Source organism: Sulfurimonas sp., from assembly GCF_028713515.1.
Lineage (GTDB): Bacteria > Campylobacterota > Campylobacteria > Campylobacterales > Sulfurimonadaceae > Sulfurimonas.
In genome coordinates this window covers 371616-394764 of the sequence record NZ_JAQTOD010000003.1, presented here as the reverse complement: position 1 = coordinate 394764, position 23149 = coordinate 371616, and the positions used below count along the sequence as shown (strand labels likewise).

Sequence of the window (23149 nt, the reverse complement as noted above, 5' to 3'; positions counted from 1 at the left end):
CATTCTCACTAATGTTTAAATACAGCAAATCATAAAAAATTTGATGTAGTTTGGGATGTTTTAAGACAAAAGCATAGTGAACTATGCTGAAGTTTTAATCATTTCAAAATGCATTGAAATTTTTATGATTTTACTCCCACTCGATTGTTGCTGGTGGCTTTGAACTTATATCGTAAACGACTCGGTTTATCCCATCAACTTCATTGATAATTCTTCTGCTTATTCTCTCTAACAAATCATGTGGAAGATGAGCAAATGTAGCAGTCATTCCATCAACTGCCTCTACAACTCTCACACAAACAGTGTTGTCGTAAGTACGGTTATCGCCCATAACACCGACTGATTTTACATTTAAAAGCACTGCAAACGCTTGCCATGTTTTTGCATAGTATCCGCTAGCTTTTAACTCATCTAGTAAAATCACATCAGCCTCACGAAGCAGATCTAAATCTGGCTGGTTTACATCGCCCATGATTCTGATTGCAAGTCCTGGTCCAGGGAACGGATGACGGTTTATCATAGACTCTGGAAGTCCAAGCTCAAGACCTATTTTTCTGACCTCATCTTTAAAGAGTTCACGAAGTGGTTCGATAAGCTTAAAATCCATCCAGTCTGGTAGGCCACCAACATTATGATGAGATTTTATAACCTCTGATGGACCGTTCACGCTGATTGATTCGATTACATCGGGATAGAGGGTTCCTTGAGCTAAAAACTTAATACCATTATGTTTTTTAGCCTCTTTTTCAAACTCTTCAATAAAAGTGTGTCCAATAATTTTACGCTTTTTCTCCGGATCGCTAACACCTGCCAATTTACTTAAAAAACTCTCTCTTGCATCAACCACAACCAAAGGAACTTTTAAATTAATTTTAAAAACTTCTTCAACCTGTTCTCTCTCCCCTTTTCTAAGAAGTCCATTGTCAACAAAAACCGGAACCAACTGATCACCAATTGCCTCATAAAGCATCGCTGCAACAACAGAACTATCAACCCCACCGCTAAGACCACAAAGAACTTTTCCATCCCCAACCTGAGCTCTGATTTTAGCAATTTGCTCTTTTAAGAAATGTTCCATTTTCCATTTTTCACTGACGCCGCATATGCCTCTTGCAAAATTACGAAGCATCAAATAACCCTCCTCAGAGTGCTGAACTTCTGGGTGGTATTGCATTGCGTAGATTCTTTTTTCTTCATTAGAAATGGCCGCGTAAGGCGAATTTGGCGATGTTGCAATAGGCTTAAATCCATCTGGGAGAACATCTACTTTATCGCTATGACTCATCCAAACAACTCTCTCATCGTCACAATCTTTAAAAAGTGGTGAACAATTCTCACCAACGGTTATGATATTTAGCTCTGCTTTTCCATACTCATGATGAGATGAGCGGATTACACTGCCACCAAAATCTGCTGCGATTCTTTGCATACCATAGCAGATGCCAAGAACAGGTATTCCCATAGCGTAAACTTCTTGATCTACAGTATAGGCATTTTCATTATAAACAGATGATGGACCACCGCTAAGAATGATTCCTTTTGGATTTTTTGCTCTAATTTCGCTTGCTTTTGTGTAGTATGGAAGAATTTCACAATATATTTTATCTTCACGCAAACGACGAGCTATAAGTTGAGTATATTGAGAGCCAAAATCTAAAACTATGATGCTAACATTTATCATTTTGAATGCCTTTTGTAAGAGTTTTTATAGGTGCCAGAGGCGGATTTATGAGGATTTGCACCCCTTCAAGTAGTGAAAGGATACAATAATCAACATTAATGTTTTATGTAGAGACCGAGCATTTGATACTGAACATACCATATTGCGACTGAGACAATATAGCCAACCAAAATTGTCCATGAGTACTTCATATGAGAGCCGAATGTGTATATTCCAGATAGTTTACCCATAACACCTACGCCAGCAGCAGAGCCAAAACTAATCAAAGAGCCACCGATTCCGGCGGTCATGGTAACTAACATCCACTGATCAACTCCCATATCTGGGTTTGCCTTTAGTATTGCAGACATCACTGGAACATTATCAACTATTGCGGAGAGGAATCCTACGCCAATGTTTGACCATGTTGCACCCAAAGCATCAGGATGATAAACCACAGATGCAAGAGCCAACCAACCGACAAAGTAAAGTCCACCAACAGCCGCCAATATACCAAAGAAGAACAGAAGCGTATTATTCTCTATTTTACTCATAGATTCAAAGATGTTTAGTTTTGAATTATATTTTCTCTTTAATCTATATTGAAATAACTTAAGCACAGCCAAACCAAGCATCATGCCCCACATAGCTGGTAGATGAAGAAGCTGATGAGATAAAACGGCTGAGGCAATTGTAAAAACTCCAAGAGCAATCACGCCACCCGCCCCCTGCATTAAAATTGGGGCTTTCTCTGTCTTTGCATCAAAAACAGGTTTAGTTTGTGGTACGAATCTACTAAGCAAGTATGCAGTTACAACATATCCGCCAGCCGAGGCTGGGAAAAGAAACAGGAAGTCAGAAAAAACCCCTTTTCCAGTTGTCCATGCCATCAAAGTTGTAATATCTCCAAACGGACTCCATGCGCCACCTGCGTTTGCTGCTACGACAATATTTATGGCTCCAGGAACCAAAAAAGATGTTTTTTCTCTCTCGATTGTTATAAGTACAGTTGAGAGAATAAGCGCTGTTGTTAGGTTGTCTGCTATTGGTGAGATGAAAAATGCCAAAAGTCCAGTTAACCAAAAAAGCTTTCTGTAGTTGTACCCTTTTGACACTAAATTATATTTAAGTTTTTCAAAAACATTCATATGAATTAGCGTCTCAATATATGTCATAGCCACAAATAGAAAGAAAAATATTTCAGCAATTTCAAGTATTTGATGTTGTGCTTGAGCATGCACAAGCTCCATATCTAAACCATTCAAAGCATAATAAATTGCCACTAAAATAAAAATGATTGTTCCTGCAAAAAGAGCAGGCTTTGATTTGTCTAAATGGTACTTATCTTCAGTTGCAACAAAATAGTATGCAATCATAAAAATAAGAAGAGAGCTTATTCCAGCCCATGTTAGAGTCAAATCTGGCATAGTCTCTGCTGCACAGCCAGAGCTTGCGAATGCAAAAGTAGAAACAAAAATCAGCAAGATAAATTTAATCACCTACATCCTCTTTTATATAATGAACGCCTATCGACTCTTCTCTTTTAAGTGCCGATAAGACTATCTCTCTTGCGGTTAATAGACGAAATTTTAACAATCTGCCAATCTTCTCATTTAAAAGAGCATCTATCTGCTCCAACGCACTATTTAATCCATCTTTTGTTTTAACAATAGAGACATTTTCCCACATTATCTTACGAAGCAGGTTTTTTTTGGCTTTGTCATCTTTAAAGCTCATAATCTCATCATCTACTTTAAACTCTATGGATTTAGTTGAGTAATTGGAGTTCAGGATATCTTTGGTCGCTCTTGTGGCAAATACCAAACCCTCCAGAAGAGAGTTTGAGGCAAGTCTGTTCGCTCCATGAACTTTAGTAGATGCCACCTCTCCAATAGCATAAAGATTTTTTATATTTGGCACTTTGCCATCAACATCAGTCTTAATTCCGCCAATCGCATAGTGAAACGCTGGGGATATTGGGACTCTCTCATACGGTACATCAAAACCTAAATCTTGTAAACTCTTAAATATATTTGGAAATCTATGCGTGAAATAGTGATAGTCAAAGTTACTAAACGCGAGATATACCTTAAGCCCTGTTTTTTTATTGTACTCATAGATAGACTTGCTAACTATATCTCTGGAAGCAAGTTCCCCTCGTTCATCATAATCAAACAAAAATCTTCTTCCATTTTCATCTTCTATAGTAGCGCCCTCGCCTCGGAGTGCTTCGGTGAGGAGGAGTTTTTGTGCGGATTCACTTTTTACAAAAACGGTTGGATGAAACTGCATCATCTCCATGTTTTCAAGCTCTATATCCTTAAGTAGGCAAAGCCCCTGCATATCGGCGCTAATACATGGAGCATTTGTGTGATACTCATAAAGCGAACCTACTCCACCACTAGCAATAATCACACTGTTTGCATATATGTTTCTGCTCTCTCTATGATCAAGCACGGTTACACCATAGCAAACACCATCTTTTATTAACAAATCTACCACCCTGGCATCGCCTAGCATCGGATGAGGATTTTTTGATAGTAAAAAATAGTGCAAGTATCTTCCCGTTGCATCTCCGCCGGCATGAAGAATTCTTTCTCTTGAGTGAGCCGCCTCTTTTGTGTAAAGAAGCTCTCCATTTTCATCAGAATCAAAAAGAAATCCGCGATTTATCAGATCATCAATAGTACCTCTTGAGCTCTCACTAAGTACTCTAACTGCGTCTTCATCGCAAAGCCCAGCTCCTGCATCAAGAGTATCTTTAATGTGCATTGGTATATCTTTACTATCAACCGCTAGTGCGACGCCACCTTGAGCATAAAAACTGTTACATTTAAATGTCTCTCTTTTGTTTATAATTAAAACCTTTTTATCACGAGGAAGGTGCAGTGCAGCGTAAAGTCCAGCTACTCCAGCACCTACAATTATTACATCATATTTCATTACTGCTTATCAACACTTTCATTATCATCCATATTTTGGTTTTGGATAATAAACTCTATATTTTTATCACCTTGCGGTGCTTTTTCTTGATAATATGGATTTGCTTTATACCCACATCCGCTCAAACTTAACAAAAAGATTGTTATAATTATCAGATGAAAAATGCTACTCAAATTATTAATTCTATTCAATGCAAACCTCAATTTCACAGATTATTGGAACATGGATGTATTAGCAGACTAAAATCTTCACTGCTATCAAGCATACAAAAAAGCATCAAATTTGGATACATCAAAAATGAGACACTTTTCTTCGTTTTGTCCACCAATTTAAATAAATTAGATGTCAATAATATTATAAATATGATTAAATCAATTTTAAACTCACCTATGATTATGGAATCACAAAATTTTCTAGAGTGTTCAGATTTGAAGATAAAAGATGTTGTCTGTTTTGTGGATCATAAACCAAAGATTGCGCTAGAAGTTTACAGCTCAAATCAAGGCAATACAAATTATGTAGAGAGAGCGACTGGCGACATAGAAGTAGACATAGAGGACCCAAAACTACGAGAACTGGCTATGAGTATTTTAACAATCATAAAAGCAAAACATGAATCTTGAAGAGACTATAAAACAGCTTCCCTCTTCCGCTGGAATCTATCAATACTTCGACAAAGATGGACATCTGCTCTACATAGGAAAAGCGAAAAATCTATCAAACAGAGTGAAAAGTTACTTTAATTTTACTCCCATATTTAAGCCAAACCAAAATCTATCTCTTCGCATAACAAAGATGCTCGCTCAAACTGTTTCGCTTAATTATATCGTCGTAAACAGTGAGCATGACGCACTTATACTTGAGAATTCACTTATAAAACAGCTAAATCCAAAATATAATATTTTGCTTCGTGATGATAAAACTTATCCATATATTTACATAGACTACTCACAAAAATATCCTAGATTTGAGCTTACAAGAAAAGTTATTGATTCTACGGATATTAAATATTTTGGACCCTACTCTGTTGGTGCGAGAGATATTTTAGACTCGATTTACGAGCTTTGCAAACTCGTTCAAAAAAAGGGCTCACTAAAATCAAAAAAGATCTGTCTTTATCATCAAATAGACAGATGCTTAGCTCCTTGTGAACTTGCCGTGAGCGATACAGAGTATAAAAAAGAGGTTGATTTAGCCATAGAGTTGATTCAAAATAAAAAAACAGTCATAAGCAAACTGCAAAATAGAATGGAGTTTTATGCAGAAAATCTTAGGTTTGAAGAGGCTGGAGAACTTAGAGATAGAATCCTAAGAATTGAGCGTTCACAAATAAAAAGCGAGATTGACTTTGCAACTAATGAAAACTACGACATTTTTGCTATCTGTTCCAAAGAAAAAAGAGCAGCAGTCGTTAGGATATTTATGCGTGACGGCAAGATAATCTCCTCAACTCATGACTTCATAAACCTTTATGAGGGTTATGATGAAGATGAGTTTTATCAGAGAGTTTTGTTAGAGTTTTATAAAAATGAGAAACCACCAATTATCGCGCCAATTTTAGTGGCCTCAAACTTTGAGTCACTATCTTTAGTTCAAAAGCATCTCACGCAAGTTTTTGGGAAAAAAGCAGAGATAAAAGTACCTCTAAAAGGTGAAAAGAAGGAGTTGATAAATCTAGCACTTTTAAATGCTGAGGAGCTTTTAAAAAATGATAAAACTCAAAACAGTGGTCAGATACTGGATGAAATCAAAGAGCTTTTTAAGCTAGAGCGCACTCCAAATCGTATAGAAGTTTTTGATAACTCCCACATGGCAGGAGTTGCAACAGTTGGAGCAATGGCAGTTTATGAAGACGGCAAGTTTGATAAAAAAAGCTACCGGATATACCATCTTCAAGCAAAAGATGAGTATTCGCAAATGAGAGAGATGCTAACAAAAAGGGTAGAGAGTTTCTCAAAAAATTCTCCGCCTGATTTATGGATACTCGATGGTGGAGCTACGCTTTTAAAGTTGGCATCAGATATTTTGGTGTCAAACGGTATATCTCTAGACTTAATTGCAATATCAAAAGAGAAAATAGACGCAAAAGCCCATCGGGCAAAGGGTAAAGCGAATGATATCTTGTATACCAGAGAGAACATTGTAAAGTTACCAAATAGCGACAAAAGGCTCCATTGGGCTCAAAACATGAGAGATGAGGCTCATAGATGCGCTATAAATTTTCATAAAAAAACAAAACTAAAACTTGACAACGAGAGTAAGCTATTGACACTAAATGGTATATCACAAGCAAAAATAGTTAAGCTTTTAAAACATTTTGAAACATTTGATACCCTTAGAGAATTAAGTGTTGAAGAGATAAGTTCTATTTTAAATCAAAAAGATGCCCAAATTATAAAAAACATTTATAAATAAGTTTTATTTTAAACTATTCATGATATATTAGTGCCGTTTATAGTGACATTTAAGTAGAGGTTTTTTATGAATAAAGTTATACCAACTAGTGAAGAGTATATCTATGAAGGCAAAGTGGCAATAAGTCAAACAGATTTAAATGATAATATCACTTTTGTAAATAGAAAGTTTTGTGAAATTTCGGGATACTCAGCAGAGGAACTCGTAAATAATAATCACTCCAAAGTAAAACATCCAGATATGCCACATGAGGTGTTTAACCAGATGCACAAAGCGCTTAAAAGTGGGCAAGTTTGGAATGGACTCTTAAAAAATCTGCGTAAAGATGGCTCTTTTTACTGGATAAACTCAGAGATTGCGCCAATCCACAATAATCAGGATGAAATAATAGGTTATATCTCTGTGAGCAAACCTGTACCTAGAAAAAATATTGAAGAATACAATATAAATCATATAAATTAAACAAAAACAGTGTAACACAAAGGGCAAGTATGCTAATTTACAACCACAAAAAAGAGTTTATAGGAATTGATGAGAATGATTTAAGAGTATTAGGTTTTTCAAACCTAGCTGAGCTTCAACACGAAGCAGCTGATTTTGCAGATCTTTTTGCAAAATCGGTTGGCTATATACATAACTTCAAGCATGTTCATTGGATTGACTATGTTGCTTGTGATGACTCAGGAGCAAAACAAAAAGTAATTATCCGTGCAAAAAGCAAAAATTTCGTAGCTTCACTAGATATACAGACGATTTATCTCTCTGATAACCCATCACAAAAAGCCTATATTATAAATCTACTAAATATCAGAGCACTTCTTGATTCTCAAAGTGAGCAGATAAAAATAGAGCCTCTAGTTACATCAGCACCAAAAATAGATATACCAAAAAACACTCAAGCAACAGATAGTTATGTTCCTAAACAGATATCTAGTGAGCCAATTTTAAATATAGAGGCAGATCTTTATCCAAAAGTAGATGAAAATATCTCCTTGCCTATCGATATTGATATAAGTGAACTTACACAAGACAATAAAAAACATATACCATCTAAAGAGTTAAAAGATTCAAAACAGCCAGCTTTCGAGCCAAAGCAAATTACTGAAGCAGATGATGATCTCGGTGAGTTTGCAAACTACAAATTTAGTCCGGAAACGGCTTCGGAAGCACTTGGTCTTCCAGTTGATCTTATAGAAGAGTTTATTCAAGATTTTATTGCTCAGGCCAATAGTTTTAAAACAGAACTATATCAAGCTGCACATGACAAAGACATAGATAAAATTAAAATACTTTCTCATAAGTTAAAAGGTGTGGCAGCAAATCTACGAGTAGAAGATGCACTTAGCATATTAACCTCCATTGGTACAGTCAACGAAAGTGACGATATAGAGACAATTTTAAATAAACTATTCAAAACACTCGACAGGCTCTCAGGAAGCGAAAACAAAAACACAACATACACACAAACTGACATAAGAGATAACAAAATAGATATAGATGAGGACGATTTTGTTTTATCACTTAAAGATGAAGAACCTTTTCCAGCAAAGAGTGTTGAGATACAAGAGAAAGTTTTAGAAATAGATGACAGTCAAGTACCAGACATCATAGAGATTGCGGAACTTGCTGATGATGACTTCTATAAACAAAATAAAGAGCCCATACAAAATAATATAAGCGACGAAGAACTAATGATATTAGACACAGACGCTACACTAAAGGAAGATAATTCTGATATAGAAAAAGAAATTTTAAATATAGCTCTTTCGTACGACAAAGAGTTAGTTGCCAACAGTATTGGACTAGATGCAAATAGTTTTAATAAACTTCTTGAAGAGTATCTAGAAACCAGTCGTCAACTATGCGAAAACATAGTTGTATCTATGGAAAATGGTGATTTCAACAGCTCAAAAGAAGATGCAATAGAGCTAAAAGGAATGAGCGACAATATGCGAATTCATAAGTTCGATGATGAACTCAATACTATAATCAATTCTAACAGTAGCGAAGAGGTTATAAAAAATATTAGTGTTATTACAACAAAACTAAACCAAATCTCAAACATAGAAGGTAAATAATGCAACTAGGATTAAAAAATAGATTACGCCTAATAAGCCTACTCCCAATTCTTGTTCTTTTTTCATTGACGAGTTATTATGTTTATAGCTCTTATATTGCTTTTCAAGCAGCGGAGCAACTACAAAACAGATTGACTCAAAATAAACATCTCAATGAAGTAGTTGGAAATATTGCGAGAGAACGTGGTATGAGCGCCATGTATCTTGGTAACAAAACAGAGAATATTCTAAAGTCACTACATGAACAGAGAAAAGTTGTTGATGAAAAAGTTGCAGTATTTCTTAAGTATTCAAGAGATTTACAAACTTCAAACATCAGTTCGTCTGAAAAAAGAAGATTAGTTGCAAACATAAATGATGTTGTTACTTCTATTGCAAAAATAAAAGCAGTAAGACCAAAAATCGATCGACTAGATGCTAAGTTTGATGAATTTTTCTTTAAAGTATATACGGATGCTCAAGGAAAGTTTGTTAAACAGTTAGAGCAAATTACAGAGAATCAAATTGACAAAGAGATTAGCCAACTATATTCTCAATATATAACCATGGTTAACGCAAAAGAGGCATCTGGCATTGAGAGAGGATATATGTCATATAACATCTCTCGCTCAGCAAAGCTTATTGATAATGACCTAAGCAAATGGATTTCGATTATCGGTAAAGCGGACTCAGTGAATTACGCTGGCATCCAAAATATAGAACTCTCTAAAAAATTAGATTCTCTCTTTAAGAGCGAAGATAGCATAGAGTTATTTCAAGATATAAATACAGAAAGAACGGCGTTAATCACCGCTTCACAAAGTGGAGAATATGAAATTGCCTCCGGCGTATGGTTTACCATGCAATCAGAAAAAATTAATATTATCACAGAGGCAGAAAATTTACTAATTGCAGCAATGGACAAAAGAGCTCAAAAAGTACAAGCTGACTCCATACAATTTCTTGCTATTACTTTTAGTATCTGGTTAATTGCTATAATACTTGCTGTTTTAGGCTATCTACTTTCAAATGAAATTGCAAATAACATTAAGCATCTAGAGAGCGTTCTAAAAAGAGTTGCAGAAGATACATCTCTACAAAATAATAAAAAAATTAACCTTCATACTGCCGAAGGTACAAATATGGCCTACGCACTTCTTGAAGAGATTATTGATCAAACAAGAAGAGATAAACAATCAGCACAAGAAGCAAGTGAAGCAAAATCAATGTTCTTGGCAAACATGTCGCATGAGATTCGTACACCACTAAATGGAATTGTTGGATTTACTGAACTTCTAAAAGATTCTGGACTTCAAGAAGAACAGATTGAGTTTGTTGAGATAATAGAAAAAAGTTCTGAAAATCTTCTTGAAATTATAAACAATATCCTTGACTTATCTAAAATCGAGAGCAATAAGCTTGAGATAGAAAATATTGCATTTAACCCAATCTTAGAGTTTGAAAGTGCTGTTGAAGTTTACGCAGTAAGAGCAAGTGAAAAACATATAGATCTTGGATGTTTCATTGATCCTGCGTTAGAGTTCCCACTCAAAGGTGATCCAACAAAACTAAAAGAGGTAATAATAAACCTTCTCTCAAATGCAGTTAAATTTACAAATAATGCTGGCGCAATAAATGTTGACATAAGAAAAGTAAAATCTGACACAATTGGTAAAACTACTATAAAATTTGAGATTCAAGATAGTGGTATTGGTGTAACGAGTGAACAAAAATCTAGAATCTTTGAAGCATTCTCTCAAGCAGATACATCGATTACTAGAAAGTATGGTGGAACTGGACTTGGTCTTACTATATCAAGTAGTTTTGTTGAACTTATGGGTGGCAAACTTGATCTTCACAGTATTCCAGGACAGGGGACTACATTCTTTTTCAGTATTGAGTTTGATGAAGTCGAGACGCTAAATGATAGCTCAGAGGGTATGTTTAATCAGTTGAATGCTCTAATACTCAGCGACTCAATAAAACTTAAAAAACAGGATAAATACTTAAGGGAATACCTTGAATATTTTGGCGTAGGATATACAACTTTTAAAGATATCAACAAAGTACAACTTCTCCAAAATGACACAAACTACAATCTTCTTTTTGTGGATTATGACTATGTTACAAACGAGAGTCTACAGGAGTTTGCAAAACTTTCTCTAGAGCTGATTGTACTTACAAAATCCAATTTAATAAGAAAAATTGACTCACTAGGGCTAGATATATTTAAAACTCTCTATGAGCCTATTCACTCATCAAAACTCAAGCAAACACTCGAAAATTATGTGATGCTAAACTCTACTACGCAGATTGCAAAGAAACAAAATCGTAGAAAGTTTGACACGCTTACATCAAGGTTTAAAGCTGACATCTTGGTTGCGGAAGATAACATAATCAACCAGAAACTAATCCAAAGAACTCTTGAGGATTTAGGCATAACCGTAACTATAGCAAACAATGGTCTTGAAGCATTTCAAAAAAGAAAAGATGGCAAGTTTGACATGATTTTCATGGATATACAGATGCCTTTCTTAGACGGCGTCGAAGCAACAGCTGAGATATTAGAGTGGGAAGAAGATTACAATCAAGAGCATATACCTATAGTAGCACTAACAGCAAATGCGCTCAAAGGTGATAGAGAGAAGTTTTTAGCAGCTGGTCTTGACGAATATACAACAAAACCACTTATCCGCTCAGAGATAATCTCTCTGTTAAATCATTTCTTGGTAGATAGCATTGTTGATATAAGCGATATTTCTGTGCAGAGACAAAAAACAGTACAAAATAGTCCTCAAGAAGAAAAAGAAGCGATAGAAGCAAAAGCTCAAGCAGTATACAAAGCTGATATTTTAATCGCAAAGAAAAGTAGTTTTGAAATGAAACTCTACAACAAAATCATAGAGGGCATTGATGGAATAAGCTGTGAAGCAGCAACATCTCTAGCGGAATTTAAAGAACTAATCAAAAATAATTCGTATAGAGTTGTTCTGTTTGACAAAGAGTACAACGAGTTAGATATAGCAGATATATCTTCTACTATCAGAAATAAAAACAACATAGATGGACTAAAATCACATATAGTACTTGTTGATGATTCCATGGAAAAAAATGGATCTGATCAAAAAGAGTATGTAGATGAAATAATAAAAAATGCAGTAGATAGAGAAGTTATAAAATCTCTATTTACTAATTAATGAGAGGTAATCTATAATGATAAAAAGCTTGATAGTACTAGCAGTAGATGATGACATGATAAATCTAAAACTTCTAAAATCTATGTTAATGAAAAATGAAAGTGTCAAAGAAGTGATTGAGGCAAAAAATGGTGCAGAAGCAATAGGATTCATAAAATCAAGAGACGATATAGATCTCATACTTCTTGATATAATAATGCCAATCATGAACGGTATAGAGATGTTAAAAGTAATTCGTTCAGATGAAAATATAAAGCAAGTTCCAATAATTGTTCTTACTACTGATGAAACAAAGAAGAATGAAGCGCTAGAACTTGGTGCTAATGGATTTTTAATGAAGCCAATTAGAAGCATTGATTTACTTCAAAAAATAAATGATCTTGTGATTTAGTAATTTTTTTGGTCTAGAGCTATTCTAGACTAAAAAGTATAATTGGCTCTAAACCAATATCTGGCTTAAAACCTCTTCCACTCTACTGACTGGTACAATCTCTACGCTATCTCTAACCTCTTTTGGGATATCTTCCAAATCTCTATCATAATTCTTGCTCGGAATCAGAACTTTGGTCATTCCTGCTTTGTGTGCAGCTATAAGTTTTTCTCTAAGTCCGCCGATTGGTAGGACATCTCCACTCAAAGAAACCTCTCCAGTCATAGCAATCTCAGAGCGGATTTTTCTAGAACTCAGAATCGAAGCTATAACGCTAACCATCGCGATTCCAGCACTTGGTCCATCTTTTGGAGTAGCTCCATCTGGAACATGTAGATGCAGGTCGTATCTTTTATATACTTCACTGGCATCAATCTCTTCTTTATCCTCTTTCTCTTTTGTGGTAAGAGGAATATTTGAGGCATCAATTTTTAGTTTTTTGTTATCGATGAGTGTTTTTACAACACTAAAAGCTATCCTTGCGGACTCTTTCATAACATCACCAAGGCTTCCAGTTAGTTGCATCACACCTTTTCCGTTTATCCTGATGCTCTCTATTTTTAAAACATCACCACCAACCGCTGTCCAAGCAAGACCATTTACAACACCAACCACTGGGATTTTTGTTGTTTTTTCTATCTCAAAAACAGTTTTATCAAAGTAATCTTTTAAATTTTTAAGATTTATAGAAACCTTAATAACCTCTGGATGCTGCAAAATCTCTTTTGCAATTTTCCTTGACATATTTGCAACTCGTCTGCGAAGATTTCTAACTCCTGCCTCACGAGTATAACTATGGATTATCTCTTTTACAGCAGGGGTTGAGATTGATACTTCTGATTTTTTAAGTCCATGCTTTTTTAACTCTTGAGGAATTATGTACCTTTGAGCAATCTCAAATTTCTCCTGTGGAGTGTATGAGCTGATTGATATAAACTCCATCCTGTCTCTCAGTGGAGCCGGAATTCTTCCAACATCGTTCGCCGTTGCTATAAAAATAACTTTAGATAAGTCAATGTTGAAGTTGAGATAATAGTCTCTAAATTCAACATTTTGCTCAGGGTCTAATATCTCTAAAAGTGCTGCAGTTGGGTCACCTCTTCCGGTTTTTGCTACTTTATCTATCTCATCTAAAACAACAACTGGATTCATTTTTTTAGCATCTATCAGACCTTGAACAATTCGCCCTGGCATCGCTCCAACATAAGTTCTTCTATGTCCACGAAGTTCATTTACATCTTCTAACCCACCAAGCGCGATTCTTACAAGTGGTCGCTTGAGTGCTTTTGCTATCGAGTTTGCCAAAGAAGTTTTACCAACACCAGGAGGTCCCGAGAAACATAAAATTGCACCCGTACTCTCCTGATCTTTTACTCCTCTAAGCTCCATTAACTCTTTTACAGCAAAAAACTCCACTATTCTCTCTTTTGGTTTTTCCAATGAGAAGTGATCTTTATCTAATTGATTTTCAACATTATCAATATTGAGAGCTTTTGTACTCTCTTCACCAAAAGGAATCTCTAAAACCCAGTCTAAGTATGTTTGAGTCATCGAAGCGTCAGAAGAGTCTGGATGCATTCTTGAGAATCTCTCCAGCTGCTTATGTACCTCTTTATAGGCTTCTGGACTCATTTTACTTTTTTTTGCTTCGAGTTTTTTTCTATACTCCTCTTGCTCTTCTTCTCTTGAAGTATCAGTTCCGAGCTCTTTTTGAATCTGCTTTAACTGCTCTTTTAAAAAATACTCTTTGTTTATTTTTTCTATATGAGAGTGAACTTTTGTGCGAATCTCTCGTTGGAGCTTGTTAGCTTCTATCTCATCTATCAAATGCTCAATTAAATCTAAAAATCTTTTTTCAGTATCTACCTCTGCGAAAAGCCCATAAGCCTGCTCTTTTTTAAGCTTGATGGTTGAGCAGATAAGGTCTATAATACGGTTATGATCATGATTTTCTTCTATAGTACGAAGCAAGTCTGGAGGAAAATAGCTACTGACACTTGAGAGTGTTCTGACTTTTTCTCTAACAACCTCTAAAATGGCATCTATTTTCAGAGAGTTGACATGAGTGGCATGTATAATGTCTACTCTTGCACGAAGAGGGTTGTTAGATGTTTTTTCAAAAGTTTTTGCACGAGCTAAACCTTGAAAAAGAACTTTTACTCTACCATCTGGAAGTGAAACTTTTCTCATGATTGAGCCGACAACGCCAACATTATAGAGTGACTCAAACTCTCTTTCTCCCTCATGAGAAGGTTTTGTTGGACATACCATAACTAAAGAGCCCTCTTCTATGGCTTTTGTAGCGGATTTTATATTGCCATCATCACTTAAAAAAAGTGGAGAAATCATAAAAGGATATAAAAAAAGTTCATCCTCCGCAATAATTGGTATCTCTGCTGGAAAGTCACTATAATCGCTTAATTTCATTTTTTACTCTCCGAACTATTATTTTCTTTTACTGATGTTTCATTGTCATCTTTTACAGAGTTTCTTGAAACAACGCTTTTTGTATTTGGTATCATAAACGCATACCAACTCTGGGTGCCATCGCCCTCAAACCAAGAGCGATACCAAGGAACTTCTGCTCTTTGCACATCGCTCCAAACTATCCAAGGAACTGGTTTTAAGATTTTATAGTAAGATGCACTTTTTGGTTTATCAAGCCTTTTGTACAGATCTGCTATATCCTCATTTAGAGATGCTTGAGCAAGATATAGGCGAGTAAGCATACTGTTGACTACTTCAATGTACATTGAGCTTGTATAATTTAACTTGAACTCTTCACCATTTTTTATAGCTTCATCTATAAGCGCTTGATCTCTTCTTGGGTTTGGCAATGACATATACTTTGCTCTAATTTTTAAAAAATCAGCCTGCTCTCTCTCGTTTGCTGTTGCATATCTCTTAACATACTCATCTAAAAAATGTTCACTTAAGATATACTCTTCTTCGTGCATATGAGCGATGGCCAAAATCATAGTAGCCTCGGGCAGAAGTGGCGATCCAGCGTGCTCGCTTTGAAGCGAACTGTAGTAATTATCTGCTTTTTCTAAATCACCGCTTGAAACTTGTTCGACAATCTTGGAGTACCAATACGCTGCAGGTTTATTGTACTCCTCAATCTCTTTAGAGCACCCTAAAAACAGTAGAGTTACAGTCACCACACTTACTAAAAAATAACTTTTAAATCTCATACAAAATCCCTAATATTTGGTAGGTTGGCATTTTATACAAATTACCATTAATTTTATATTTTAGCTAAACGCGAAACAAACTAGGTACGGTTTATGCTTTAATGTCATAATGCCAAAAAAAGAGGTTGAACAGTATGAAATTTGATATGTGCGTTCCTATACTAGGATTTGAAAATGTAAAAGAGGTAACTCTAGAAAAAATCGATGATACTCTTATGATAATGAAGCCAACAAATGAAGAAAATATCTCTTTTGCGCTGATTGATCCTTTTATACTAAGAAACTATGATTTTGAAGCTCCCGATGATATTCAAAAGCTACTAGAAATCACCGACAAATCAAATATTATTGTTTTAAATATTGTACTTATCCAATCTCCAATCGAAGAATCGCTTGTAAATTTTGCTGGTCCTTTTATATTTAACACAGACACCAACAAAGCCGCTCAAGTCATCTTAAGTCACTCCCCAGAGTATGGTGTAGCCGAGAAAATATCTAGCTTTTTAAACAAATAACCTAACTAAACCTTTCATAATATAGCCACGAAAGGTTTAAAACTTCCTCTCGTTTGCGCTCCTATAAGAAAATACTATTAAGCATCATATAAGCATAGTTGCGTGTATAATCTAGTATTGTATAACGCTTACTTCTAGAGCCCTGTTTTTGTGTGCAGCAAAGTTAAAAATAAGAGGTATGCTAAATCCCAAGGAGGATAAGATGAAATCTTTAAAAATATTTTCACAGCTTATAGGCATTTTTGGAATACTAATGATGTTTTCTGTGTCTGGGTGGGGGGCTGTTTGTAGCAGCGGTTCTCTGCATGACAGTCATATATTTACTGAATCTGGTTCAAATGCCTCTTATACGGATGCGGTGACCAATAATAGTTTTGACAACAACGACCAATATAATTATTATTTTCAAGTTCCGCTAGCGGGTGTATTAACATTTATAAAAAATTCATCCACAGCTTCGGTAACATTTCGTTACGACTTAACTAATTGTCCTACTGGTTCAAGCACATTACTTAGTTCAGGAAATAGTATCCATCTTACTGCTGATACTGATTTCAATATGGCTGTTTTTGCAAGCGCAAATAATCAACATTATGACTTTACATTTAGCTTTGTTGCTGATCAAACTCCACCAATCATGGGTAATGTCCCAAACCAAACGGCAAATGTTGATAGTGCATTTTCTCTTAACTTATCTTCTTATGTAACCATCACTAACGGTGATGCAATTTCATCATACACACTCACCGGCACACTGCCGACCGGTTTAAATTTTAACTCTTCAACAGGTGTTATTAGTGGCACACCTGTAGCTACGGCTTCTGCGGTAACATTTAGTATAACAGCAACAGATAATGACGGCACATCAAATTCGGATAGTTTCACAATCACAGTAGATCCAAAATTAACTGAAACAACTGGCGGACGAGACTTTGTAGAGCGAACCCAGCATAATCTTTTTGGGGATGTAAAAGTTATAGGAAACACCGTCTTGTGTGTTCTGAGTGGTGGTGCTTGTGTCGAACCTACAACAACGGATTCAAATTCACAAACAAACTTAAGCAAAGCGCCAACATCATACTCAACACTTGCTATACCATCCAATGCTGTTATTAAATATGCTAGGCTTTATTGGCAGGGACGCAAAGCTGCCACAAGCTCTAATGACGCATGGGATGCTACTTCTAAAGCAGCTGCTGGAACTATAAATATAAGAAAAGGTGCTACTGGAGCATTTACTACGCTAACTGCTGATATAAAAGATTTTGATTCAACAAGCTCAACTAATTATATTAGAATCTACTCTGCAAGCGCAGATGCTTCAAGTATCGTCGATAGCAATGGAACATACTATATTGATACAACAAGTTTTTATACAGAAACAGGACAAACGGGTAGTAAGACCATAAGCGATGGTTTAGGAGCATACGGCGCATGGATTTTAGCAGTTGTTTATGAGGACCCAAGTGGAACAGTAGCTAGAAATGTTACTATTTTTGATGGCTACAAGCAAGTAACAAGCAGCTCTGGAAATATAGACATTAGTGTTAGTGGATTCTTAACACCAAAATCTGGCACAGTAGACTCTAACACATATGTTTTTGCTGGAGAGGGAGATAAGTATATAACTGGAGATATTATTAAGATGGCTGGGTTAACATACAATACAACTCTGCAATCAATAGGCACATTTGACTCAAGAGTAGATGTTACTGGAACCAGAAGCCCAAGCTTGACCAACAATAATGGTATTGATATTCAACTCTACAAAACCGGTACAACTTCAGGAGCATTAAACATTATAGGAACCAATGAAGTTGGGGCCAAATTTCAATTTACATCAACTCAAGATACATATTTCCCATCAGTAATTGCTTTTTCCACTCAGCTCTATCTGCCACAAATGTGTTATGACTACTCAATAAAACAAGATGGACGGTATCTTGATGTAAACAGAACCGCTTACCCTATAGCACATTTAAACTCAACTATCTCATCTTCTCCACTAGATATAGTCGTTTATTTGAAAAACAGAGAGGCAGATATAGCGGCTCAAGGCATAGCACTTAAAGCGGATGTAAATGATACGCGTTTTAACTTTGTAGGAGATATCTCTACTTCAAATACAAATGGCTCAATGCTAATTGACAGAGGGGCACCAACTTTAAGTTCACCACTTTGCGCTTATGATAAAAATGGCGATAACTCAACAACAAACAATGGATGTACAAATGGCCACGATATACGAAAGGGTAATGGTTCGCTTAACTCCCAAGATTATGTTTATACAAAATTTCAACTGACCCCTAACTATATAAATGGTACGGGCGAAGTAGATGAACCACTCGGATTATCACTAAAATACTACATTGTCGCTGGTGGGAATAAGATAGAGTATCCAGACTATCTACTAGGAAGCACCAATGTTCCTCTTTGTCCACCAACCAATGGTTATCAACCAGCATGGGGGCAGTTTAATGTTGTAAAAAGCGGACAAACTTCAAACAATTTAGAGACTCAGATCTCAAGAAAACCCTTTAATTCAGCAGTTATTTTTGATTCTACGCCAGCAACTGGTAACAATTCAGCTCCAACATCCAACATAAATACTACTGTTTTAGTAGAAATGGTAGATATGGATGCATTTGGTGACCTAAATGCCTCTTGCGCAAATCCAGACTCCGCTATATCTGCCCCTATTTTTACTCCAATAAATTTTACATCGGCTAACTATCAAACAACGATAGCAGCTCAGACTGATGATTACTATAATTTTGCAGTAAAAAATGGTGCATTCCGTGTTTGGTATTTTAATGACAGCAATGGAACACTGATTCAAAATTGGAGTGCTTCAACATCAAACAGTGGTAAAACACTCTCTAGTATTTCGGGCTTATACAAAAGTGGCACACACACGCAGTGTTCTGCTTCTAATAAGTGTGGAACGACTGACGCAGGAGCGCAAGCGCAGACTACAGCATGCTTTGAGTGTATAAAAGATAATTATGCTAGACCTTTATGCTCAAGGGATAATTTTTCTATCCGTCCAGAATCGTATGATGTTCGCGTTTATGATATCAATCAAACACTGCCAATATACAATATTGTCTCAGATCCATCAAATGTTAAAAACAACACAAAAGTTAATCTCTCTAATTTGTATGGGTATTCCCCAAACATTTCATCCGCATCAAGTCGTATAAATATGGCAGGAGGATATAGTTATCGTTTTGATATAAATGCCACAGGACACGATGATAGTTCTTTAGGTGTGCCTGGCTACACACGATACTTCAATGGTGATAGCAACTACAATGCAACAATGTTTTGGGATCCTCAATCTGCAAAAACAGGATGTAATGATACTGCAAATAAAAATATTTTATTCTATGTGGCAAATGGACAAATGCAAAACGAAGAGCGCAATCACCAAGAAGTTGGAGAGTATAAGCTAAGTATTGTTGATTACTCATGGACAGCTGTTGATTGGCAATATATAGATCATCATACCGTGGCGAATGGTTTTGCTATTGGGGCTGACTGCGTTACAAACTCATCAACAACCACCGGAGCTCAAAATGGATGTGTAATCAAAACGAATCACGGAAGCAATGGAAGTACCTATACATACAAAGACCAAGACTTTACATTCCATCCGTATAAATTTGATTTAAGCACTATAACTTCAACCGTTGGATTAAACAATGCAGCACTTGGGGTTAACTCATTTATATATGACGCAAATATAACAAGAGCTGAAGATCAAAACATGTCAGTACACTTTAATGGCTCTATAAAAGCTTTTGGTTATGACGATTCTGTTTTAAGCAACTTTGTTAGTGGCTGTTATGCAAAACAATTAGATATAAATGTATCTCACTCAACAACTTCTGCATCACCTAGCTATGTATTTAAAAATTTAAACCAAGATAACACAATCCGAAGAAGCATTAGTGGTGATTTAAACAGTACAATCACAGTGCTTCCTGGTGACTTCAATCAAACATTAATTGGAGAAGCAAAAACAATAACAAATATCAACTACATAAGAGATGTAAACAATTCACTTAATCCAATTGTTGTGACATACGGCAATTATGATGTAAACTGCACAGCTACAAATCTTAATTGTAAATTTAATGCTGATCTGATTCCAGACAAAATGACGGGAGGTAAAGCTACCATAAACAAGGGTGTTGCACATCTATATGGTCGTACTCATGCTTCAAGACAAAGATATAGTGGAAATGCAGGAGACGCAAATATATATTATGAAGTCTACTGTTTTGGCACAGATAAAAACAATACCATATGTAACAAAAATCTGCTCCTCCCAACAATAGGTGCGAACCTACGAAACACCGATGACTTAAGATGGTTTATCAACGACAACCATGATAGCGCAACACATGGCGCAGTTGGTGTGATTACTGAGTTAACGAATAACCATGTTGCCAGTGTATTTAATGGAGCTGGAGCGACAACAAATCCTGCACGAACAACCCTAACCTATGATGGAACCAGAGGATATCCATATAAAACAACTATGGAAAACACCGCATCTGGCTGGCTAATATATGACCCCAACAATCCACTAGCTATAAGAAATCAATTCTCTATAGAATTTGAAAATGGTGGGGCTGGATGGAGTGGTGCCCACGAAACAAAAGCTACCACTAAAAGCAGCAATGGTGCAGCTAAAACCAACAGGAGAACAAATTGGTAAGAAGAGAACAGTTCATGCAAAGATACGCTTTTACGATGATAGAGCTTATCTTTGCTATTGTTATTATCTCTATTGCAGTAATTTCTTTACCGACTATAACTGACACCAATTCAAGAGGGATTGAGAACGGCATCATGCAAGAAGCAGTGTTTGCTGGTTCTGCTGAGTTAAATAGTGCGACTTCAAACTATTGGGATAGCAGATCTATGGAAGATAACAATGTTAGTAACCTTGAGAGAGTTATAGATATAAACAGCAATTGCGATAACAACAGACTAAAGCCTGGACACATAAATCAGCCGTTTCATAGAAGATGCTTAGATAGCAATACCACAACTGTTAATGACATCAACGATACAACTTTTCCAAATTTAAACAATGCAGCTCATCTAAGTGAAGATATTTTTGAGCACTATGGAGATGTGGATAATAATGTGAGTGCTGGCTATAAAAACACATATCAAAGCACGGTTACTGTCACTCGTCCAAACAATAGCAATGTAAAAACACTCGCAGTAACTGTTACAAATGGTGGTACAAATATCATAATCCTAAGAACTCAAAGCACCAATATTGGCGAAGTTGACTATTTTAAAAGAAGGTTTTAATGCGCAGATATGCCTTTACTCTCATAGAGCTTATTTTTGTTATTGTTATCATGGGCTTGCTAAGCAAATTTGGCGTAGAGTTTTTGGCTCGTGCTTATGATAGTTTTATAGCCTCAAGTATAAACAACTCTCTACAATCTAAAAGTGCTATGGCGGTTGAGACTATTGCCACCAGGCTTCAATTTCGCATAAAAGATTCTATCATAGCAAGACAGCCTGGAGTAACCTATCAGGCACTAGCAAGTTCAACTCTTGCGGAAAGCGCCACTGTTCTTGAGTGGATTGGGTATGATATTGATGGTATGCGAGCTGGTGCAACTCCATCGTGGAGCGGGATTATAGATTTATATCATCCAAACACGACCGCAGCAACGCTTTTTTCTCCTCAGACAAATACGACTGATATTGATGCAAGTATAGCTGCTTTATCAGATGGTGGCAGCAGTATAAGCAGCGCTGCGCTATATTTTATCGGCTCAAATAGTGACATAACAGCTGGTTATGGATGGGGTGGCGCTATAGCAGATCACAACAACTCTACAATACATCCTATAAATTCTACCGGTGCTGGTACTGATAGGTTTGTAACAGGAATAACTGGGGTTAATTTTAATGGGGCTGATTTATATGAATACTACCAACTTGCTTGGAGCGCTTATGCCGTTTCTCATGAGGGAGCTAACCTATGGCTCTACTATGATTATCAGCCATGGCTTGGGGAAACATATTTAAACGGTAAAAAAGTTCTACTTATGCAAAATGTAGATACTTTCAGATTTAAAGCTATCGGCTCCATTGTAAAAATTCAAGTGTGCGTTAATCAAAGCATACTTGTAGGAAAGGAGTACTCTTTATGCAAAGAAAAAACTATATTTTAAGAACAAATTTCAAGGGCAAAAGAGCTGGAATTGCGATGATAATGGCAATTATTGTTGTGGTTGTGATATCAACCATAATGGTTTTATCACTTATTCTGACATCTGAGACAACTAAAAAAACAGCAGATTTGTATCTTTACGAGCAGGCAGTTTTATACTCAAGAAGTGCTGCTGAACTTGCTCTTTTAGAGATAGCAAACAATGGATGTCAAAATAGTTTTAATCAAGTTTTAGGAAATGCGGGCGAAATACAATACGATGCCAATATTAGTATGCAATATATCTATACAGGACCTGCTACTAATATAGCGGGAACAGCATGTACACCTTACAATCCAACATCTCCACTATACATAACAACCCCAGAACAAAATGGTTCGGTTTTAATGGATATAACAATAACACTACATGACTCAAGCATTGCTAATGAACCAATAACATACTTCCGAAGAACTATACAAAAACTCTAACTATGTAAACTTTTTAATGTTATAATATTTTACACTTGATTATTAAAGGATTTACA

Annotated in this window: 17 protein-coding genes; 11 read left to right on the top strand and 6 right to left on the bottom strand. The window is 36.0% G+C overall.

Annotated elements, in window-relative coordinates; genetic code table 11:
- Positions 1-130: 130 nt before the first annotated feature.
- The 4 genes from guaA to PHV22_RS08495 all read right to left on the bottom strand — a co-directional run bounded on the left by guaA (position 131) and on the right by PHV22_RS08495 (position 4794).
- The gene (guaA, locus tag PHV22_RS08510; protein ID WP_295022943.1) at positions 131-1681 is read right to left on the bottom strand and encodes a glutamine-hydrolyzing GMP synthase; all 1551 of its coding nucleotides are present in this window, start codon (positions 1679-1681) and stop codon (positions 131-133) included.
- Between the two features lie 95 nt (positions 1682-1776).
- Positions 1777-3159, bottom strand: coding sequence for a sodium:proton antiporter NhaD (gene nhaD / locus PHV22_RS08505; protein ID WP_295022942.1), 1383 nt, complete (start codon positions 3157-3159; stop codon positions 1777-1779).
- Positions 3152-4603, bottom strand: coding sequence for an L-aspartate oxidase (gene nadB / locus PHV22_RS08500; RefSeq protein WP_295022941.1), 1452 nt, complete (start codon positions 4601-4603; stop codon positions 3152-3154). The genes nhaD and nadB overlap by 8 nt, the downstream gene beginning before the upstream one ends.
- Positions 4603-4794 (bottom strand): hypothetical protein, encoded by a 192-nt coding sequence (locus PHV22_RS08495; RefSeq protein ID WP_295022940.1) that lies wholly within the window; start codon positions 4792-4794, stop codon positions 4603-4605. Before PHV22_RS08495 ends, nadB begins: the two co-directional genes overlap by 1 nt.
- 171 nt (positions 4795-4965) lie before the next feature.
- On the opposite strand from PHV22_RS08495, the gene PHV22_RS08490 reads away from it, so the two are divergent.
- The 6 genes from PHV22_RS08490 (at position 4966) to PHV22_RS08465 (ending at position 12663) form a co-directional block, all read left to right on the top strand.
- Positions 4966-5226, top strand: a complete 261-nt coding sequence (locus tag PHV22_RS08490; RefSeq protein ID WP_295022939.1) for a hypothetical protein — start codon at positions 4966-4968, stop codon at positions 5224-5226.
- On the top strand, positions 5216-7018 hold the full coding sequence (gene uvrC / locus PHV22_RS08485) for an excinuclease ABC subunit UvrC (RefSeq protein WP_295022938.1): 1803 nt from the start codon (positions 5216-5218) through the stop codon (positions 7016-7018). Before PHV22_RS08490 ends, uvrC begins: the two co-directional genes overlap by 11 nt.
- A gap of 66 nt (positions 7019-7084) precedes the next feature.
- The gene (locus tag PHV22_RS08480; protein ID WP_295022937.1) at positions 7085-7480 is read left to right on the top strand and encodes a PAS domain S-box protein; all 396 of its coding nucleotides are present in this window, start codon (positions 7085-7087) and stop codon (positions 7478-7480) included.
- A gap of 29 nt (positions 7481-7509) precedes the next feature.
- The gene (locus PHV22_RS08475; RefSeq protein ID WP_295022936.1) at positions 7510-9096 is read left to right on the top strand and encodes an Hpt domain-containing protein; all 1587 of its coding nucleotides are present in this window, start codon (positions 7510-7512) and stop codon (positions 9094-9096) included.
- Positions 9096-12272, top strand: a complete 3177-nt coding sequence (locus tag PHV22_RS08470; RefSeq protein ID WP_299947022.1) for an ATP-binding protein — start codon at positions 9096-9098, stop codon at positions 12270-12272. Before PHV22_RS08475 ends, PHV22_RS08470 begins: the two co-directional genes overlap by 1 nt.
- Before the next feature lie 16 nt (positions 12273-12288).
- Positions 12289-12663 (top strand): response regulator, encoded by a 375-nt coding sequence (locus PHV22_RS08465; RefSeq protein ID WP_295022934.1) that lies wholly within the window; start codon positions 12289-12291, stop codon positions 12661-12663.
- 48 nt (positions 12664-12711) lie between these two features.
- Here PHV22_RS08465 and lon read toward each other — a convergent pair whose 3' ends face one another.
- Positions 12712-15129, bottom strand: a complete 2418-nt coding sequence (lon, locus tag PHV22_RS08460; protein ID WP_295022933.1) for an endopeptidase La — start codon at positions 15127-15129, stop codon at positions 12712-12714.
- A complete protein-coding gene (gene bamD, locus PHV22_RS08455; protein WP_295022932.1) occupies positions 15126-15896 on the bottom strand; it encodes an outer membrane protein assembly factor BamD in 771 nt (256 codons plus the stop codon). The genes lon and bamD overlap by 4 nt, the downstream gene beginning before the upstream one ends.
- A 134-nt stretch (positions 15897-16030) precedes the next feature.
- Here bamD and fliW point away from each other — a divergent pair, with 134 nt between their 5' ends.
- The 5 genes from fliW to PHV22_RS08430 all read left to right on the top strand — a co-directional run bounded on the left by fliW (position 16031) and on the right by PHV22_RS08430 (position 23093).
- Positions 16031-16411: a flagellar assembly protein FliW gene (gene fliW / locus PHV22_RS08450; RefSeq protein WP_295022931.1), complete on the top strand. Its 381-nt coding sequence runs from the start codon at positions 16031-16033 to the stop codon at positions 16409-16411.
- 202 nt (positions 16412-16613) lie between these two features.
- On the top strand, positions 16614-21137 hold the full coding sequence (locus tag PHV22_RS08445) for an Ig domain-containing protein (protein WP_299947017.1): 4524 nt from the start codon (positions 16614-16616) through the stop codon (positions 21135-21137).
- The gene (locus PHV22_RS08440; protein WP_299947014.1) at positions 21131-21745 is read left to right on the top strand and encodes a prepilin-type N-terminal cleavage/methylation domain-containing protein; all 615 of its coding nucleotides are present in this window, start codon (positions 21131-21133) and stop codon (positions 21743-21745) included. The genes PHV22_RS08445 and PHV22_RS08440 overlap by 7 nt, the downstream gene beginning before the upstream one ends.
- On the top strand, positions 21745-22623 hold the full coding sequence (locus tag PHV22_RS08435) for a type II secretion system protein (RefSeq protein WP_299947011.1): 879 nt from the start codon (positions 21745-21747) through the stop codon (positions 22621-22623). The genes PHV22_RS08440 and PHV22_RS08435 overlap by 1 nt, the downstream gene beginning before the upstream one ends.
- Entirely contained in the window at positions 22599-23093 is a 495-nt protein-coding gene (locus PHV22_RS08430) for a hypothetical protein (RefSeq protein ID WP_299947007.1), read from the top strand. Before PHV22_RS08435 ends, PHV22_RS08430 begins: the two co-directional genes overlap by 25 nt.
- Positions 23094-23149: the final 56 nt, after the last annotated feature.

Coding starts and splice junctions, on each gene's coding strand:
- guaA (WP_295022943.1), bottom strand. CDS start 1,681: ATGATAAATGTTAGCATCATAGTTTTAGATTTTGGCTCTCAATATACT.
- PHV22_RS08445 (WP_299947017.1), top strand. CDS start 16,614: ATGAAATCTTTAAAAATATTTTCACAGCTTATAGGCATTTTTGGAATA.
- nadB (WP_295022941.1), bottom strand. CDS start 4,603: ATGAAATATGATGTAATAATTGTAGGTGCTGGAGTAGCTGGACTTTAC.
- PHV22_RS08470 (WP_299947022.1), top strand. CDS start 9,096: ATGCAACTAGGATTAAAAAATAGATTACGCCTAATAAGCCTACTCCCA.
- fliW (WP_295022931.1), top strand. CDS start 16,031: ATGAAATTTGATATGTGCGTTCCTATACTAGGATTTGAAAATGTAAAA.
- uvrC (WP_295022938.1), top strand. CDS start 5,216: ATGAATCTTGAAGAGACTATAAAACAGCTTCCCTCTTCCGCTGGAATC.
- PHV22_RS08430 (WP_299947007.1), top strand. CDS start 22,599: ATGCAAAGAAAAAACTATATTTTAAGAACAAATTTCAAGGGCAAAAGA.
- PHV22_RS08465 (WP_295022934.1), top strand. CDS start 12,289: ATGATAAAAAGCTTGATAGTACTAGCAGTAGATGATGACATGATAAAT.
- PHV22_RS08435 (WP_299947011.1), top strand. CDS start 21,745: ATGCGCAGATATGCCTTTACTCTCATAGAGCTTATTTTTGTTATTGTT.
- lon (WP_295022933.1), bottom strand. CDS start 15,129: ATGAAATTAAGCGATTATAGTGACTTTCCAGCAGAGATACCAATTATT.
- PHV22_RS08475 (WP_295022936.1), top strand. CDS start 7,510: ATGCTAATTTACAACCACAAAAAAGAGTTTATAGGAATTGATGAGAAT.
- PHV22_RS08480 (WP_295022937.1), top strand. CDS start 7,085: ATGAATAAAGTTATACCAACTAGTGAAGAGTATATCTATGAAGGCAAA.
- bamD (WP_295022932.1), bottom strand. CDS start 15,896: ATGAGATTTAAAAGTTATTTTTTAGTAAGTGTGGTGACTGTAACTCTA.
- PHV22_RS08490 (WP_295022939.1), top strand. CDS start 4,966: ATGATTAAATCAATTTTAAACTCACCTATGATTATGGAATCACAAAAT.